13 protein-coding genes are annotated in these 17130 nt (G+C 40.7%); 5 read left to right on the forward strand and 8 right to left on the reverse strand.

Translation table 11 applies throughout. The features are described 5' to 3' along the window. Nucleotides 1-2: 2 nt before the first annotated feature. Entirely contained in the window at nucleotides 3-995 is a 993-nt protein-coding gene (gene pseB, locus AB4153_RS16770) for a UDP-N-acetylglucosamine 4,6-dehydratase (inverting) (protein WP_303516955.1), read from the reverse strand. Between the two features lie 822 nt (nucleotides 996-1817). Here pseB and AB4153_RS16775 point away from each other — a divergent pair. After that, complete coding sequence (locus AB4153_RS16775; protein WP_102529423.1) at nucleotides 1818-2498, forward strand: oligogalacturonate-specific porin KdgM family protein; 681 nt, start codon at nucleotides 1818-1820, stop codon at nucleotides 2496-2498. A 152-nt stretch (nucleotides 2499-2650) separates the two neighbouring features. Here AB4153_RS16775 and AB4153_RS16780 read toward each other — a convergent pair whose 3' ends face one another. The 4 genes from AB4153_RS16780 to AB4153_RS16795 all read right to left on the reverse strand — a co-directional run bounded on the left by AB4153_RS16780 (nucleotide 2651) and on the right by AB4153_RS16795 (nucleotide 6991). Further along, a complete protein-coding gene (locus AB4153_RS16780) occupies nucleotides 2651-3412 on the reverse strand; it encodes a class I SAM-dependent methyltransferase (RefSeq protein ID WP_371998173.1) in 762 nt (253 codons plus the stop codon). A 159-nt stretch (nucleotides 3413-3571) separates the two neighbouring features. Beyond that, nucleotides 3572-4090, reverse strand: coding sequence for a prepilin-type N-terminal cleavage/methylation domain-containing protein (locus AB4153_RS16785; protein ID WP_303516954.1), 519 nt, complete (start codon nucleotides 4088-4090; stop codon nucleotides 3572-3574). Nucleotides 4091-4293: 203 nt separating this feature from the next. Further along, nucleotides 4294-4815 (reverse strand): protein disulfide oxidoreductase, encoded by a 522-nt coding sequence (locus AB4153_RS16790; RefSeq protein ID WP_371998174.1) that lies wholly within the window; start codon nucleotides 4813-4815, stop codon nucleotides 4294-4296. A 97-nt stretch (nucleotides 4816-4912) separates the two neighbouring features. Beyond that, complete coding sequence (locus AB4153_RS16795) at nucleotides 4913-6991, reverse strand: protein-disulfide reductase DsbD family protein (protein ID WP_371998175.1); 2079 nt, start codon at nucleotides 6989-6991, stop codon at nucleotides 4913-4915. A gap of 409 nt (nucleotides 6992-7400) precedes the next feature. Between AB4153_RS16795 and AB4153_RS16800 the strand changes: the two genes are divergently transcribed. After that, nucleotides 7401-7532 carry a hypothetical protein gene (locus AB4153_RS16800; protein WP_371998176.1) on the forward strand — a complete coding sequence of 44 codons (132 nt, stop codon included), beginning with the start codon at nucleotides 7401-7403 and terminating at the stop codon, nucleotides 7530-7532. Between the two features lie 320 nt (nucleotides 7533-7852). On the opposite strand, the gene AB4153_RS16805 is transcribed toward AB4153_RS16800, so the two are convergent. From AB4153_RS16805 to AB4153_RS16815, 3 genes are all read right to left on the reverse strand, one after another. Then, entirely contained in the window at nucleotides 7853-8371 is a 519-nt protein-coding gene (locus AB4153_RS16805; protein WP_248955124.1) for a protein disulfide oxidoreductase, read from the reverse strand. Between the two features lie 70 nt (nucleotides 8372-8441). Next, entirely contained in the window at nucleotides 8442-9308 is an 867-nt protein-coding gene (locus tag AB4153_RS16810) for a DsbA family protein (protein WP_371998177.1), read from the reverse strand. Between the two features lie 196 nt (nucleotides 9309-9504). Continuing rightward, entirely contained in the window at nucleotides 9505-11595 is a 2091-nt protein-coding gene (locus tag AB4153_RS16815; RefSeq protein ID WP_371998178.1) for a protein-disulfide reductase DsbD family protein, read from the reverse strand. Between the two features lie 234 nt (nucleotides 11596-11829). On the opposite strand from AB4153_RS16815, the gene AB4153_RS16820 reads away from it, so the two are divergent. The 3 genes from AB4153_RS16820 to AB4153_RS16830 all read left to right on the forward strand — a co-directional run bounded on the left by AB4153_RS16820 (nucleotide 11830) and on the right by AB4153_RS16830 (nucleotide 17124). Next, nucleotides 11830-12027 (forward strand): hypothetical protein, encoded by a 198-nt coding sequence (locus AB4153_RS16820; protein ID WP_371998179.1) that lies wholly within the window; start codon nucleotides 11830-11832, stop codon nucleotides 12025-12027. Between the two features lie 740 nt (nucleotides 12028-12767). Further along, nucleotides 12768-15353, forward strand: coding sequence for an acylase (locus tag AB4153_RS16825; RefSeq protein ID WP_371998193.1), 2586 nt, complete (start codon nucleotides 12768-12770; stop codon nucleotides 15351-15353). 358 nt (nucleotides 15354-15711) lie between these two features. After that, nucleotides 15712-17124: an endonuclease/exonuclease/phosphatase family protein gene (locus AB4153_RS16830; RefSeq protein ID WP_371998180.1), complete on the forward strand. Its 1413-nt coding sequence runs from the start codon at nucleotides 15712-15714 to the stop codon at nucleotides 17122-17124. Nucleotides 17125-17130 lie beyond the last annotated feature (6 nt).

Raw genomic sequence — 17130 nt, forward strand, 5'->3', positions numbered from 1 at the left:
GACTAATTATCCTCAAGTTGTTTTATTTGTTCTACGGATAGAAAGTCTGGATTATTTCCTGAGTGATATTCAAATCCTAACTGCACGAGTTCACCTGATTCACCTAGTTTATTCGTATAGTAATCATGGTCTTTACCAAAAAATGCAATACTTGGTGTAATGACAAAATGATCATCAAATTCGATAGTATGGTGTGAGTCATCACCTGGACACATGATTTCATGCATTTTTTCGCCAGGTCTAATACCGACAATCTCCTGTTTCATTCCTGGACCACAGGCTTCTGCCAAATCAGTAATGCGTACTGAAGGAATTTTAGGTACAAAAATCTCACCACCTTGCATTCTAGAGAAGTTTTTCAGCACAAAATCAACGCCGTCTTGGAGAGTAATCCAAAATCGAGTCATATCGGGATGTGTGATTGGAAGTGTGGTTTTACCATTCTCAATAAGTGATTTAAAAAATGGTACTACTGAGCCACGTGAACCGACTACGTTGCCGTAACGTACCGCAGAAAAACGTGTACGCCCTTCACCGACAATGTTATTGCCTGCTACAAATAATTTATCTGACGCAAGCTTTGTTGCGCCATACAGGTTGATCGGATTAGCAGCTTTATCAGTAGAAAGTGCGATGACGCGCTTAACGTTATTTGCGATAGCAGCTTTAATGACATTTTCTGCACCATGAATATTGGTTTTAATGCATTCCATTGGATTGTATTCTGCCGCTGGTACTTGTTTGATAGCTGCTGCGTGAATAACATAATCAACATCCTTAAACGCTTGCAGCATTCGATCTGCATCACGTACATCACCTAAGAAATACCGCATACAAGGATCGTTATAAACCTGTTGCATCTCGTATTGCTTAAGTTCATCTCTTGACAGAATGATTAACCTTTTTGGCTTATAACGCTCCAAGATAGTTTTGGTATATTTCTGCCCAAACGAGCCGGTACCGCCTGTGATCAGAATAGATTGATTATCAAACATGTACTCTCCAAATCATTAAATTTATTCGCAAGTGCAACTCAGTCAAAGCGTTTATCACTAAACACAGCAAGTTTTGAACCAGTTTTTTATTAGGATACTTTTTTAATTTAAGTGAAAAATTTTAATAATACTATAAAGATAAAGAAATATAGACCATATAAAAATTAACCTATTATATTTTAATCACTTACGACTACTTTACTTCATTTTAATCTTCAACAATATAAATAATATAAAAGTTGTGAAACATATCGTTGATACCTGCTTTAACTCAGTCAAGTTCACTAAGCAGCATTATCTGTCGATATACTTGAATACAAAGTCAAATCATTGACGATTGGATGACTTAGTTTCTTAGATAATGAATCAGCACTCAGATTAGTACACGATAAAAGTGTATAAAGTACGCAATGTAGTTAGCCATAAATCACTAAACAGCCAAAATCCACGCCACGTTATCGTGGAGTCAACAATATCCCTAGTAAACGAAGCAAATGATCAGAAATAGTTATTATATCTGTGCCATCTAACTGAAATAAATAAGTAATACTTTTAAGTACTATATAGATCATGCCTTCAAAAGCTTCAGATCCTTGCTAGCTGTCACCCATGCTTACGCCACGCCCGTTTCAAAATTGTTAACTAACAGTCAGTTATGTTACAGGGTTAACTATAAGTAATTTTTTTGTCTACTTATTACCCCTAAAATAGATTCTTTAACTGCCAATCATGTCATCGCTCACATTTCATTAAGTTGTATATTGGAAATTTCATTAATTAATATTGTAATACAAATCAACTTAATCCTAGATAGAGTTAGTGATGTCATTACATAGACTAGTTTTATTGATTTGCGTTGTATTGTTAATGTGTTCAAATGCTGATGCTGCTTCACTAGACTTCCGTCAGGAATATAAAAGCTCTACTGATCAGCATGCTAGCCGTGTAAAAATGGGGCATACTTTTGATGGTCGTTTCTCTGTCGGCTTAGAGCTAAAATTCAAAGGGGCTGAAGGTAAGTTCATGGAAGACTTACAGTCAAATGGCTCTGAATTAGACCTAGGCTATCGTATAAAGCTCAATGACCAATGGACACTCATTACGGGAATGCCAATTGAGTTCGGCTCATCAGGAGCCACCTACAAGCCCCAACTTCGCTTAACTTACAAATCAGACGCCATTGACGGTTTATCTCTAAGTGGACGCTATCGCTTAGATGTAAAACCAGGGGAAGACATTAAACACCTACGCCATCGCTATACGGTGAATATAGGCTATAAAGTTGAAAACTGGACCTTTGGATTTGAGGGGAATTACTACTATGCCGATAACTCAGAATACTTGTTATATAACGATAGCAGAACAAATTATGAGAATAATTTAACTGCCCACTATAAAATCGGAAATTGGTCCCCTTGGGTAGAGTTTGGCGATGTTTCGGTCTCAGATGATTCAAGCCAAAGAGAATTAAGAAGCCGTATCGGAATTCGTTACAGCTTTTAACTATCAAACAAACCACACGAATAAATCATACAAATAAAAGCTAAGCCAGCTTTAAAAGATGATGTATTGTTCAGAGAATAATCCTTCTCTGAACACAGCTTTAGCTTTAAACAGCAAAATTAACCTATCTAAAGCATACCTTGGCAATATAACTAATATGGCTTTTTAAACACTAACGTGAACCTATCAGTATTACCTGTTACCGATTTTCTAGCCACTTCATAACGAAGTTCATCATCTGGTCGATAAAACATATTGGATGATTTCTCCAATACAAAACCTGCAGCTTGTACTTCTAAAATAACATCAATAGGATCTTCACGGCGACGCATTTCAACGGTTTCAGGCATCATATGTCTACGAGTATGATCGACAATGACATAAATACCGCCAGGTTTTAACGCTTCAAAAGTCGCTTTATTTAATTTCGTTTTGTCTTCTATATTAAAATTATGATACTCACGGATATTGAGCATCATATCTGCGTCTGACATACCAAAATCAATATTCCCCAAGTTGAATCTTCTCTCTTCAGAGTTCCAATCAAGTTCAATAGGTAGCTTTTTGGTTTTACTCATCGCGTCTATCGAGAGCAGATCATCCATTTCATCTAGCCACTCTTTTTTAAACGCAATATGAAGCTCACCTTTTTCTTTAAGTATTGGAGCCAGAATTTTACTATACCAACCACCTCCAGGGACAAATTCAATCACTTTCATATCAGGCTTTAAACCAAAAAAATCAAGTGCTATTTCGGGAGTGCGGTTCGCATCCCTCAACTTATCCGCATCAGTTCTGTGCTCCATTTTCATCACCTCAATCACTTCTTGTTGAAAAGGCGTAATTGCAGCAGAAGCAGTAAAAGTTAAAAACATTGAAGCTGATATCATTGAGGCAAGTATTGTCGTTTTCATATTTCATCCCTAAAAATAACTTAAAACAATAAGCTTTATTTAGCTTAAATTTGCAGCTACTAATATAAGTAATTTTAGGATAGATAGTACGAAGAAAATGTATTGAGATATGTCAGAGGCAATTAGTTAGTTGCCCCTATAATACGCAGGTTTAAAAGGTTAACAGCCACTAGTGTTAGTCGTGTAAGTAGGCTCAGTTGCATTAGGTAAGACTAGATAAAAGATAAAACAAGTGTCACTAAAAGCATATCCACGCGGAACGATTATTGACACAATTCCAAATAAATCAAAAATGCCCCAATCTTCTGTAACAGGAGTATTTAAATCAGCGATAGTGATGGTGTCAAAAGCCCCTTCAACAATCTTTTCGATGTTATCCTTTGATGGTGTTATGTAACCAAATGAGGTCGTTACTGTTTGACCATCTAAATCAACTAGGCCCGAATTAAGGCCTTCTTGCCCTTGAATAGCAGATTTTGAATAAACCAACGTATTGGCAGATTTTAAACTCCCTTCAATCCCTGCTAAATTTGCGATAACAGCATCGGTTTTAATATTCAAAAATTTTGGTGCAGCAACAACCGCAATGATGGCTAGAATGATAATAACTACCACCAACTCAATCAGTGTGAACCCTTTGCTATTGTTATTTTTTATAACTTTAGTCACTTTAGTCACTTTAGTCACTTTCAGTAAAATTTATCGTTACTTATTTATGGCTGTAAAATCGCTAACTTTCAAGAAACGAGCATATTTTTGCGACTGACTTCCTATTAGTTAGCAATTGATAGTTACTAATTTATAGTTACTAATTGATAGTTACCAGTTACTCGTTGCTAGCTCTCTATTCAAATAGAAAAACTAAGTACATATTAATAATATTAAGCAAACACCATTCGCCACCACATACCCGGCAAGCTTGTAAAACCAGTGGTGTAATGTACTAACTCTCCATCTTTAAACACCATGACTGTCGGCGTCACTTGTACTGACCACTCTCTCGCTAAAAAGCTTTGTTTGTCATTAATGGTACTGAGCGTATAGCCTTTATCATCTAGGAAGTGTGCCAAGCGCTCGTCACTACCTGAACTCATTGCTACTGATACCACAGGATAATAGTCACTCAATATATCCACTGAAGGTGAGACAAAGTTGCATACTGGGCACCATGTCCCCCAAAAATAAACTAAAACTGGCGCCTCTTGGCTCATGACCATCACATCAACCAAGTTGCCATCCAAGTCCAAGGCGCTTATATGTGGCAAATCTTGCGTGGGAATATCCTTGCCGCGCCACAAATCAACTGCGGTAGAAACAACTAAAAACAACAGCAACATTATGCCTAATTGTTTAATCCCGCTTAATCCTTTTTGAATCCACGTTTTTTTATCTAAATCAGCCATGTTCTATCCATTCCAATGTGTTAACTGATGATGGTTCACTTCACTGATAAGACCGAGCATCATCTACATTGTATTCAGTTCAACACATTAAAAATGACTAATTACCTGATGCTCGCTCAATCGCCGCCAAGACCTGCTCTGTTGTTAAAATCACTGGCAACTTGATCCCCTCAGGTGCGTTAGGGCCGTAAACCACATTAAATGGCACCCCAAAACGACCATGGCTTTGCAAGTAATCTGTTATCGGTTGCGATGCAGTGGTCCAGTCGCCTTCAACTAACATGATATTGTCTTGCTTAAGTGTTGAATATACGGGGTCTTGTAATATCACCCCAACCTTATTGGCTTTACAGGTAATACACCAATCCGCGGTCACATCAACAAACACTGTCTTGCCTTGCGCTACAGTCGCAGCGATTTCTGTTTGCTCAAGTGGAGTCCAGACTAAGTCAGTCGGTAGCGGGTTTGACCAATCATCTGACGTTGCAAACGCACTAATGGCAGCAATAATGATGACCATACTAAAACTGGCAATTACGGCAGGAAGTCCATATTGCTTCGCCATCAAACCAAAGAAAGTAAGTACTAACACTGCAGCAATGACCCATAAAGCAGCCACAGCAATAAAACTTGATAATAAGCTAATCAACCACAGACTGGTGATCAGTAATAATACCGAGAAGAACACTTTAACAATGTTCATCCAACGACCCGGTTTAGGGAAGTAACGCGCCACTTGCGGAAATGCAGCAACCAATATCCAAGGCAGTGCCATACCAATAGCTAATGCGGTAAATATCACAATGAGACTGAGCACATCAGCGCCTAATGCAAATGCAACAGCTGTACCTAAAAACGGGGCACTACAAGGTGTGGCAAGTAAGGTGGCAAACATCCCTTGCAAGAAATGACCACGGTGATCATTACCCCCTGTTGTAGCCAGTTTTGTTTGTAAACTCGAAGGTAAATTAATTTCAAAGGCACCCAGCATATTAAGGGCGAACACCGAAGTCACTATGGTCATGAAACCAATAAACCACGGGTTTTGAAATTGTACGCCCCAGCCAACAGCTTGGCCGGTAAATTTAAGCATAATGACAAAAGCCGCTAGTAGCCAAAATGAAACCAGAATGCCTAGCGCTGATGCGATGAATTGTTGGCGAATTTGTGTTTTTTGAAGATCGGGCGCAGCAATCACTGAGCTTAACTTCATTCCTAATACCGGTAACACACACGGCATAACATTGAGAATCAAACCACCAATTAGCGCAAATAACATCATCGTTAACAAAGAGCTACCAGCTGCTTCAATTGAGGTTAATTGCACACCAGTAGTGTATTCATAAGCCCGTTGGTTATCACTTACTGTCACATTGAGTTGTTTCTCGAGCAATTTTGGATCGCCAGACCAATTCGATACTTCAAATTGCGCCACCCAAGCATCACTGCCATCGGGCTGAGATTGACGAGTCACGCCTATAGGATTGAAGTTAGTCTCTTTGTCGCCATCAACAATCACTTGTGGTTTGCGCCACTGACTGTCTAATACAGTCACTTGTAATAAGCTCTGAGCAGTATCCCAACCAATTTGAACATTTTGAGCTGAGGCCTCAGCATCAACAAGTTGAGGTACTGTTGAAATCGCTTTATTAAAAGCAAACATAGCTTCAGTATCAGCTTGTAATTCATTGGCGGTAAAATCGAGTTCTAGTTGATAATCAGTTAACACACAAACCGTGGTGCATGAAGATAATGTAAATTTTCCTCTTAACGCTGTATTGGCATTAATATCGTCGACAGTGATGTGAATAGGGAATACAGCTTCGCCCTGATAACCTTGAGTTTTATACCCCATAATGGTGTATTGCTGCGGCGTCGGCCATTGCCAATTGACTGCACCAAAGTTAGTCGATTCGCCCCAGTCGATTTTAGGGGCAATACCGCCCTCACCTGGCGTACGCCAATACATTTTCCAATCATCATCTAATTGCACATCAAGAATTGCAGGTACCGTTTTAGTCGCGGCGTCCAACTCACCTGTCAGCATAAAGCGGACCTTCACTGGCGGGTGGTTGTCATTAACCAACCAACCGGTTGTCGCGGCAATTGTGCTCGAGCTGACAACGGCTGACATTAGCAGCAACATTGATATCACAACAGATTTGAATATTTTCAAAGATCTTTCCTTTTAGCGCACTCAATTAACGGTAAACGTTATTTTACTTTCATCAGACCGGACTTTACCGAATATAGTTCATCATGATCCACACTATTTAGCCGAGTTAAATAAATTTTGTGATACTGGTTGTTTAAACGCCACACATCAATATATATCTGGTGTTTTTATATACAAAAGTAGACATTGCAAAATGACATAATCTGAAACAGCTTAAATATAAGTATACGTTTGAATGATTACTTTAATCGTAAGCAGTGTCTTTGTTGTACTTGGGGGGAATTACTTTAGAGAAAGTAATTTGGTGTTAGCGAATTTATGAGAAGAAAACGCAGATTTGAGGCATAAGGAAAAGCAAGACTCACTCATTTTTTAGCGAAGTGAGACAACAATAATAAGGATAATTATCTTGAACAAAGTAATGCACCTGAATAAGCTCATGCTGGTTATTGGCGTTGCGTCAACAGTCTTTCTCGCTAGCTGTGGTAACGACACCGACAACTCAAAAACGCCAAAAGTCACTCCTAAAATCACTCTTTAAATTACTCCACCATTACAAGCTTTTTCCCCTGGCAGAACGCTAAAATAATAATCATGATTAAAGCTCAATTAACCTAAAGCCATTCGAACGTTTTCATTATTGTTGATTTGTTCGTATCCCTCTTCTAGATGCATCAGAAATAACAGAAGCATTAGAAGTAACATTTCAAGATTAGCATTATTTAATTGAATCTATTTTTACTTTAAGGTGAATAAAAACCTTTCAAACAACAACTTATAAACGCATTTTCTGCAAAAAAAGAGTCGATACTCATAAAGTATCGACTCGTATTTAATTAAAATTTAACGACGGTTTATCGATTAAGCAAGTACCATTCGCCACCATATACCCGGCAAACTGGTAAAACCGGTAGTATAATATTGCAGCTCACCTTCTTTAAACACCATGATGGTTGGCGTCACTCGGATAGACCAATCTTGAGCAAGAAGACCTTCATTATCGTTAATCGTGTCAAACGAATAGTCTTTGTGCTGCAAGTATTGCTTCATTTTCTCATCAGTACCTGAATTCATCACCACTGACACTGTGGGATAATAGGCAGACAAAGTATCAACAGCAGGGCTAACAAAATTACACACCGGACACCATGAGGCCCAAAAGTACACTAATACCGTTTGATCTTGGCTCATTGCGAGCACATCAACCATTTCGTCATTTAAGCTTATCGCCTTCATGTCTGGTAGATTATCTCTTTCAATATCCTTGCCGCGCCAAATGTCGAACAGGCCTGTTACCACGATAGAAAATGCCAAAAACAGCATGATCTGTTTTAACCAGCCCATCATTTTTTTAAACCATGACACTGTTGCTGTGTCCATATTGGTATTCTCGTTATTAGCCGCTTCCATATTAGCCGCTTCCTTACTAGGAGTGCCTGTTGAGGGTAATTTACTCATCATTCACCGCTTGTTTCTTATTTTCCTGACTGCTAATAGCCTGCTGTAAAGTCGACTCTAATACTTCATAAGACACTAAGCCTGGAATAACGGTATCGCCAATAATCATACTTGGGGTGCCACCTAAGCCGATATTGCGCATCAGCGTTAAATTGTCATGTACTTGTTTTGCCACTGCTGGGTCGGTATTGGTTAGCCAGTGCTCAGTATTTGTCATTTTGGCCACTTTAGCGATGGTATTGCCGTTCAACCCACGTGGACTTTCCATTAATTTATTCTTAAGTGTTAGGTATTTTTCAGGTTCATTTAACCATACCGTTTGCGCAAGTTCAGTGGCGACACGTGAACCCTCGCCCTGCAGGGGCACCATTTTGATGACCACTTTTAACTGTGGATATTGTTCGACAAGCTTATTAATAGCGGGCTCAATTTTCTTACAATATGGACAGTTAAAATCAGTAAAATAAACCATGGTTATTTCAGGATTTTCAGCCCCTTTAAAAGGATCACTTGCAGTGTTGTAAAGCTGTTGATGATGCTCTTGCAGAACCGACTGCGCAGCGGACTCAGCGCCTTGTTGCTCACGGATTTGTAATGCAATAATGGCTTCTTTAAGTAGCTCAGGATCATTAGTTAAGGCATCTTTTATAATGGCTTTTACTTGTTGTTGTTGCTCGACACTTAATGCTGTGTCATTGGCATTGGCCGCTGCAATGATAGGTGATGGTGACATCAGCATAAATGCCCCCGCTGTTAAAGCCGCTATGGCAAATAACTGTAACGGGGTTGAGCGCAAAAATTTAGCGACTTTCTTATTAGGTACTTTATTGTTAGAAGCTTTCTTATTAAATACTGTCATTTTTATTTTCCAATTTAGTCATGTCGATTGCTATTAATGCAGTTTCATTTGCCACGGTTAATTGGCAGTGAAAACCATGAATAGCTGTCATTAATAGATCGACTTTTATCGTTATATTTTTGATAGCCAGGTACTGATAAAAAGAATTGAATAGCCCATTGTCGCGCTATTCATTTCACTGGCTTATTGAGTGAGCTTAACTGCCTGATGCGCTATCAATCGCCGCCAGCACTTGTTCACTGCTTAGAATTACAGGCAACTTTATGCCTTGAGGCGCATTAGGACCGTAAACCACATTAAATGGCACTCCGAATCGATTATGACTTTGTAAGTAGTCAGTAATCGGCTTTGAAGGCATGGTCCAGTCTCCTTCTATCAAGACCATATGATCTTGTTTTAAGGCACTGTAAACCGGGTCTTGTAGCACCACGCCAACTTTATTGGCTTTACAGGTTATGCACCAATCAGCGGTCACATCCACAAACACCGTTTTCCCCTCAGCGACTTTTGCAGCGATGAGCTGTTGGTCAAGTGGTGTCCACACTAAATCTGTCGGTAATGGTTGTGACCAATCATCAGATGTGGCAAATGCACCAATTGCCGCGAATATCAGACCGATACTAAAGCTGGCGATAACCGCTGAAGTGCCATAATGCTTAGCCATTAACACAAAGAAAGTGATGACTAACACCATTGCGGCTATCCATAATGGCAATACTGCAACAAAGCTTGATAACAAGCTGATTAACCACAAACTTGTCAGTAATAACAGCACTGAGAACACCACTTTAACGGTATTCATCCAACGGCCTGGTTTAGGGAAGTAACGGGCAATTTGAGGAAATGCAGCCACCAACAACCAAGGTAATGCCATCCCTAATGCAAGGAAGGTAAATATCACCAATAAACTCACCACATCAGCGCCCAGTGCAAATGCCACCGCCGTACCTAAGAAGGGGGCACTGCATGGCGTGGCCAGCAAAGTGGCGAACATGCCTTGTAAAAAGTGACCTCGATGATCATTGCCACCCGTGGTAGCCAGTTTGGTTTGAAAGCTCGATGGCAGATTTATCTCAAATGCGCCCAACATATTCAGCGCAAAAATCGAGGTCACCAACACCATAAAGCCGATAAACCACGGGTTTTGAAATTGCACGCCCCAACCAATGGCTTGGCCAGTAAACTTAAGCGTGATAATAAAGGCAGCTAATAACCCAAAGGACACCATGATGCCCATTGCAGAGGCAATAAACTGCTGTCTAATTTTCTTTTTCTGTAAATCTGGTGCGGCAATAACACTGCTGAGCTTCATACCTAATACTGGGAGCACGCACGGCATGACATTTAAAATAAGCCCGCCGAGTAAAGCAAACAGCATCATAGTAATGAGTGAACTGGCATTCTTTTCAATAAATGTTGGGCTGACATCCGCAGAATACTCAAGTGCACGATTAGCATCACCAATGGTGACATTTAAAGGCTTATTGAGAATATCAGGTTCGCCCAACCAACTGGTGACATCAAAAACAGCCACTAACGCTTTTTGGCCATCACTTTTATCTAGGTAATTAATGCTGGATAATTTAAAGGTACTGTCTGGTTCACCGTCAATAATGATCTCTGGTTGCTGCCAGTTGGTATCAGCTAAAGTGACTTGAAGTAGCTGTTGCTCTGTATCAAAACCAATGCTAATCCTGTTTGCTTCAAGCGTATCGCCCTTATCTACAATCACCTTTTGCGGCACTGAAGATATCGCTTTATTAAAAGTAAACATCGCCTCGGTATCAGCGCTTAGTTCACTTGGCACAAATTCAAGGTCAAACTGATAATCAGTCAATACGCATATTGTGGTGCACGACGAGAGCGTAAATTTACCACTTAGGTGTGTGTTTGAATCAATGTCATCGACTTTCAATGATAACGGGAAAATCGCCTCACCTTGATAGCCTAAGGTTTGCAGCCCCATTAACGAAAATGATTCTGGCATTGGCCATTGCCAATCTACATCAGCAAGATTCGTTGAACCTTCCCAATTGATTTTTGGCGCGATGCCACCTTCACCAGGTGTTCTCCAATAAGTTTTCCAATCATCTTCTAATTGCACTTCAAGCGTGGCGGGGAGGATATTGGTCTGCGGGTTAACTTCACCCGTTAGCATAAAGCGTACTTTTACCGGTGGGTGGTTTTCATTGGTTAACCACCCAGTTGTCGCTGCGGCGGCAGATAAACTGATACTCAGTGAAATCAATACCATCAATGATTGTAAGAATGATTTAAAAATCTTCAACAGATTCTCCTAACACATAACAATGGGCTCAAGTAGCATCGATTTAACCGATGAAATCAGTTAAATAACGGCAATGAGCTTAGAAATAGCAAACAATGTGAGGTTTATCTGCGGCTTCACTCTTGAAAGCGGCACAAAGAGATATGTATACGCCGAGGTTTGGCGTGGCAGTGATATGACAGGCGACCTAATAGACCAGGTCTTATAAAGAGAAGTATCGCAAAACTACTCAGAATGACCAGCAGCAATAATACTGAAGGGCTATCCACACAGCTTCGCATTGATTTCTCTGAGAGTTCGCACATTTTGAACTCACTCTCATTTGAAAAATCTGCCGTATTGGTTGATTTGGCTGTAGATGCAGTTGCTGATTTAGTTGCTGATTTAGATGTTGATTCAACCGCTGGCATTGGCGTTATTTTAGCCACTTGAGTAGCCATCAAGTTGACATTGGCAGCAGGCAGACCCGACAAGTTCAGGCTATTAATAAACAACGACGCCATCCCACCATTTTGCAATAAGCAAAATAATGTCAGTAGCATGAACAGTTTGGCTGTCCACTGCTTAACCTTAGGATGAGAAATCGTGTTAAAAATATTAGCCTCTATTTTTTGAACCTATTGTATTTAATCAATAAATATTGAATAAATAGCGAATGAATTAATTGCTAGTGACTCACTCTCTATTGCATCAATACCGAGTGGAGCGCAATCTAACGGATCAGCATGGAATAAGCTAGTACCAGAATAAAAATTACAGAATAGCCGTTAGCGTCAGTTGCAGCATAAGACCGGAGCTCTTCTAAAATAGTTCACTGTTTTTGCTAATTATTTCACTAATGAACCCATAAGTACTTCCCGTGCGTTAATCGGTTAACCCCCTCATCATTTACACCTCAAACCGTTAACAAAGTCGTTTATTTTCGTAGCGATTTTAATCTATAAATTAACATCAACTAATACAGGTATATGTAGACATACGTTTGAATGATTGATTTAATCAAATAAGTGTTTTTGTTGTATTTAAGGTTTTCACACAATCAACAAGTGATGATGGGAATCACGATTGAGGCTGTTAACGCTTAAAGTTGAGACACAAGGAAAAGTGAGACTCACTCAACAATGCAAATTGCTGAGACAACAATAATAAGGATAATTATCTTGAACAAAATAATGCACCTGAATAAGCTCATGCTGGCTATTGGCGTTGCGTCAACAGTCTTTCTCGTTGGTTGTGGTAACGACACCGACTACTCAAAAACGCCAGAAGTCACACCTGAACCTGAAGTCACTCCACCATTACAAGCTTTTGCCCCAGGCGGAATGCTTAAAGCGCAAATTCGCCGCACTGCATATGGGGTTCCCCACATTCAAGCTGACAACCTTGAAAGTTTGGGTTTTGGAAGCGGTTATGCTCAAGCACAAGATAACTTATGTGTCTTAGCTGATGGGTTTATTAAAGCAAACTCTGAACGTTCAATGTACTTTGGTCCCCACGCCTCAATTGACTTTGCCACTGGTTTACCTACTGCAGAAGATAACGGTAACCTGGTTTCTGATTTCGCCTATAAAGCATTAAAAATAAGAGAAATGGCGGAAGCCCAGTATCCACAATTTAGCTATAACTCCCGTGCGCTAATGGAAGGCTTTAGCGCAGGCTACAATCAATTCCTAGCCGATGTTGAAGCAGGTGAACAAGAAGCTGAGCCATTTTGTGCCGGCCAACCTTGGGTTAAACCGATTGAAGGCGTCGACATTGCCAACTATCTCTTCTCAATCGCCCTGCTACCCGGTGCAGCAAACTTCTTAGACCTCATTTTCTACGCCAATCCTGGTGACGGAGAAGAGTATCTTCCTCGTATCGTCGGCCCTGCACCTTCTGCATCTCAAACCGCCTTCATTCAAGATGTGAATAATAAGCTACTAGCTCGAGCAAACACCATTACCACGCCAGAAACCAATCCACGTAACCTAGGCTCAAATGGCTGGGGTTTAGGCAAAGATAAAACTGAAAATGGTAAAGGCATGGTGTTAGGTAATCCGCATTTCCCGCATACGGGTAACTTACGTTTTTGGCAATCTCATGTGACGATTCCTGGTCAACTTGATGTCATGGGCGGCTCATTAGTAGGCATGCCAGGGTTAATTAATATTGGCTTTAACAAGGATTTAGCTTGGACGCATACCTTCTCAACCGCTGAACATTTTGTGATGTATAACCTTGAGCTCGTCAGTGGCGACCGCATGCAATATATGTATGAAGGCAGCCCAATGCCAATTACTAAAGAAACCGTACAGGTTTTGGTTAATGGCGGCGCAGCAGGAATGCTTATTGCTGAAAAAGATATTTACACCACAGCTAAAGGCCCCATTGTTGAAGCCCCAGCAGCCCTTGCTCCCTTTGGTTGGGATGATGGCCAAGCCTTTATGCTTCAAGATGCCAATATGGCAAATAAAGATCCTATCGATCATTGGTTTGCTATGAACCGTGCAACAAATAAAGAGGAGTTTCAGCAAGCGTTTAAAAGCTTTGACGGGGTTATATTTAATAACACTATGTATGCAGATAAAGAAGGCAATGCCTTTTATATTGATGATTCTACCGTACCAGGCTTAACCGACTTCGCCGTATCACTGCTTAAAACCAACCCTGATATCATTGCCGCAAGAGAGCAGGCAGGCTTTACCATCTTACCCGGTAATACTTCTATCTTTCATTTCGATAGCCCAATGCCTTATGAGCGAGCACCAAAACTTGAGCGAACTGATTTCGTACAAAACTCAAATAACTCATTTTGGTCAACTAACTTAGCTCAGCCACTGGAAAACTACTCACCCATGTACGGCCCTGAACGCGGTCAATTATCATTGCGAACCCGAATGGGCTTAACCTTGATGGAAGATGCGGCCGGTGATGACGGTAAGTTCAATGTTGATGAGTTAGAAGCCGCAGTCTTATCCAACCGCATCTTTTTAAACGATCTGGTTTTCAGTGATTTAATCAGCCAGTGCCAAGCACAAGCGGATACTCCTGTTGAAGTAAGTGCAACCCAGTCAAAAGACATCAGTGCTGCATGTGGTGCATTAACGGCTTGGAACGGCAAGCAAGATAACGACAGTGTCGGCGGCGCGTTAATTCGTGAATTTGCCCATCTGTTCGATCAAAGCACCATGTTATCAGTGCCATTTGATGCCACCAATGCAGCCATGACACCCAACACATTAGCCACTGATGGTAGTGCGCTCGTGGCGCTTGCACGCGCAGCTATGAATGTTGAAGCTGCTGGGTTTACCGTTGATTCAACAATGGGAACGGTTCAGTTCGTTGAAAAATCACTGCCTGATGGCACGGCTTCGGGGACTAAACTACCTTGGCCAGGTACACATAACGCAGAAGGTGGTTTTAATGTATTCTCCACCAGCTTATCTGGCGATGATACGTTAATACCACAGCACAAATATGCTGCAGTGATGGATGCAGTATCAGGTGCACCGCTTTCTTCAGGGTTAACTGCAGAAGGATATCAAATCCGCTATGGTTCTAGCTGGATGATGGCGGTGAGCTTCACTGATGAAGGGCCTGTCGCAAAAGGCATATTAACTTACTCTGAGTCGAGTAATATTCTTAAACCAGCCTTTGCTGATCAAAGCATATTATATTCAACTGAAAAACAGTTTAGACCGCTTTTGTTTACTGAATCTGATATTGCGGCTTCGGTAGAAAGCACCACAGAGCTGAGCTTTCAAAAGGGTGAATAAATACCCTCAATAATCAAAATGGGTACTGACGCTATTAATGTCTTGCCCATTTTTTTAACCTTTTCAGCAAAATTTAAGTGCTCAAGCTTTATAACAAGCTCCCGCTAAGTGTGTACAGATTTACTTGACCACATCACATCAGCCCACCAACTTAAGCAATCAGCAATAAACATCAAAACAAATAACCAAAACACAACCAAATTAACACTCACCTCAAGCACAAAAACAACAAAGAGATTAAATCGCAACCTACTGTTTACATTGATATGTTTTATTTGGAACATATAAAAACACTTGTATAAAATCCCACTCAGCTTCCACTAAAGGCAGCATATATAAATAACAATGGGGTTTTAAAATGAAAGTATTCAAAACAGCTGCAGCACTTGCTGTCAGTGTTGCATTACTAGCGGGTTGCAACGACGAAACCAACAATTATTACCCAGGTGAACCTACACCTGAAACCACAGATGTTCGTATCGGTACCTATAACCTTTCTTTTGACAGAAGTACCTACGCAGATCTTGTTGAAGAAATGAAGCTAACACCGGCTGTTCAGCAGGATTTAATGGACAAGTGGTTTGACGGCACATTAACTGACGATGAACTCGCAGTTGCAGAAAAAGTCATTCAAATACGTAACGTAGCAGCGATTATTCAAACTGAGCGCCCAGCAGTTCTATTAATGGGTGAGTTCAATAACGACGGGACAGGTGAAGACCAACAAGCCATTCAAGGTTTCCGCTTAAACTACCTTTCAGTGCCGCAAAACGCATTAGGTTCGACATCTGATGATGTTGAATTACTTGAGCCTATTCAATTCGGGTATGCTGAGAGCTTTGCCACTAACACTGGCCTATTAAGTGATCACGACTTAGATCGTAATGGCACTGTCGCATTGCCAGGTGATGCATGGGGCTTTGGTTTCTACCACGGTCAATATGCCTTCGGACTATTATCACAATACCCAATCGATACAGACAACGTGCGTACTTTCCAAAACTTTAAGTGGAAAGATATGCCAGGTGAAGCAAACCCAACTATCACTAACTGTGAAGACGAAAACAATCCAATTCCTGAAGGTTTGGCTTGTGGTGATGAATGGTACACAGCAGAAGCTTGGGCTGAAAAGCCAATGTCATCTAAAAACCACGTTGATGCGCCTATCATCATCCCTACTGCTGATGGCGACAAAGTGATTCACTTATTAATGTCTCACCCAACTCCCCCTATTTTCGACACGGTTACCGAAAATAACAAACTGCTTAACCGTGCAGAAATCAAATTCTGGGACGATTACATTTCAGGTGAAGGTAGTTACATTTACGATGATGCTGGCACTAAAGGCGGTATTTCTGCTGACTCATCTTTCGTTATTCTAGGCGATTTAAATGCCGATCCTGAATCAGGCGACGGCTACTTAGATACCATCAAAGGGTTAATGTACAGTGACCACGTTAATCAACTTGCTACGCATGGTGTATATGCACCAAGCAGTTTAGGTGGCCCTGAATGTTTATCAAATGGTGAATGTAGAGCTGAAAACTGGGGCACTAAATACCCAGATGTTATCACCAGCACTTCAGGCCTTCGTTTAGACCACGCTATTCCTTCAAGCGATTTAAATATCACTGATTCTGGTGTGTTCTGGCCTGCATCATTTGAAGATGGTCGTTTAATGATGAACGACGAACGTGTAGGTAACTGGGGCGGTGGCGGAAAGTCTGTCTCATCAGATCACCGTTTAGTGTGGATTAACGTTGAGCTGTAATTACGT

Origin of the sequence: Shewanella sp. 10N.286.52.E4 (assembly GCF_041468785.1) — a bacterium.
Classification (GTDB): Bacteria; Pseudomonadota; Gammaproteobacteria; order Enterobacterales; family Shewanellaceae; genus Shewanella; species Shewanella electrodiphila.

Excerpts from the sequence above, each read along its gene's own strand:
- pseB (WP_303516955.1), bottom strand. The coding sequence starts at position 995 with ATGTTTGATAATCAATCTATTCTGATCACAGGCGGTACCGGCTCGTTT.
- AB4153_RS16820 (WP_371998179.1), top strand. The coding sequence starts at position 11,830 with ATGACCAGCAGCAATAATACTGAAGGGCTATCCACACAGCTTCGCATT.
- AB4153_RS16825 (WP_371998193.1), top strand. The coding sequence starts at position 12,768 with ATGCACCTGAATAAGCTCATGCTGGCTATTGGCGTTGCGTCAACAGTC.
- AB4153_RS16775 (WP_102529423.1), top strand. The coding sequence starts at position 1,818 with ATGTCATTACATAGACTAGTTTTATTGATTTGCGTTGTATTGTTAATG.
- AB4153_RS16810 (WP_371998177.1), bottom strand. The coding sequence starts at position 9,308 with ATGACAGTATTTAATAAGAAAGCTTCTAACAATAAAGTACCTAATAAG.
- AB4153_RS16805 (WP_248955124.1), bottom strand. The coding sequence starts at position 8,371 with ATGGACACAGCAACAGTGTCATGGTTTAAAAAAATGATGGGCTGGTTA.
- AB4153_RS16790 (WP_371998174.1), bottom strand. The coding sequence starts at position 4,815 with ATGGCTGATTTAGATAAAAAAACGTGGATTCAAAAAGGATTAAGCGGG.
- AB4153_RS16830 (WP_371998180.1), top strand. The coding sequence starts at position 15,712 with ATGAAAGTATTCAAAACAGCTGCAGCACTTGCTGTCAGTGTTGCATTA.
- AB4153_RS16780 (WP_371998173.1), bottom strand. The coding sequence starts at position 3,412 with ATGAAAACGACAATACTTGCCTCAATGATATCAGCTTCAATGTTTTTA.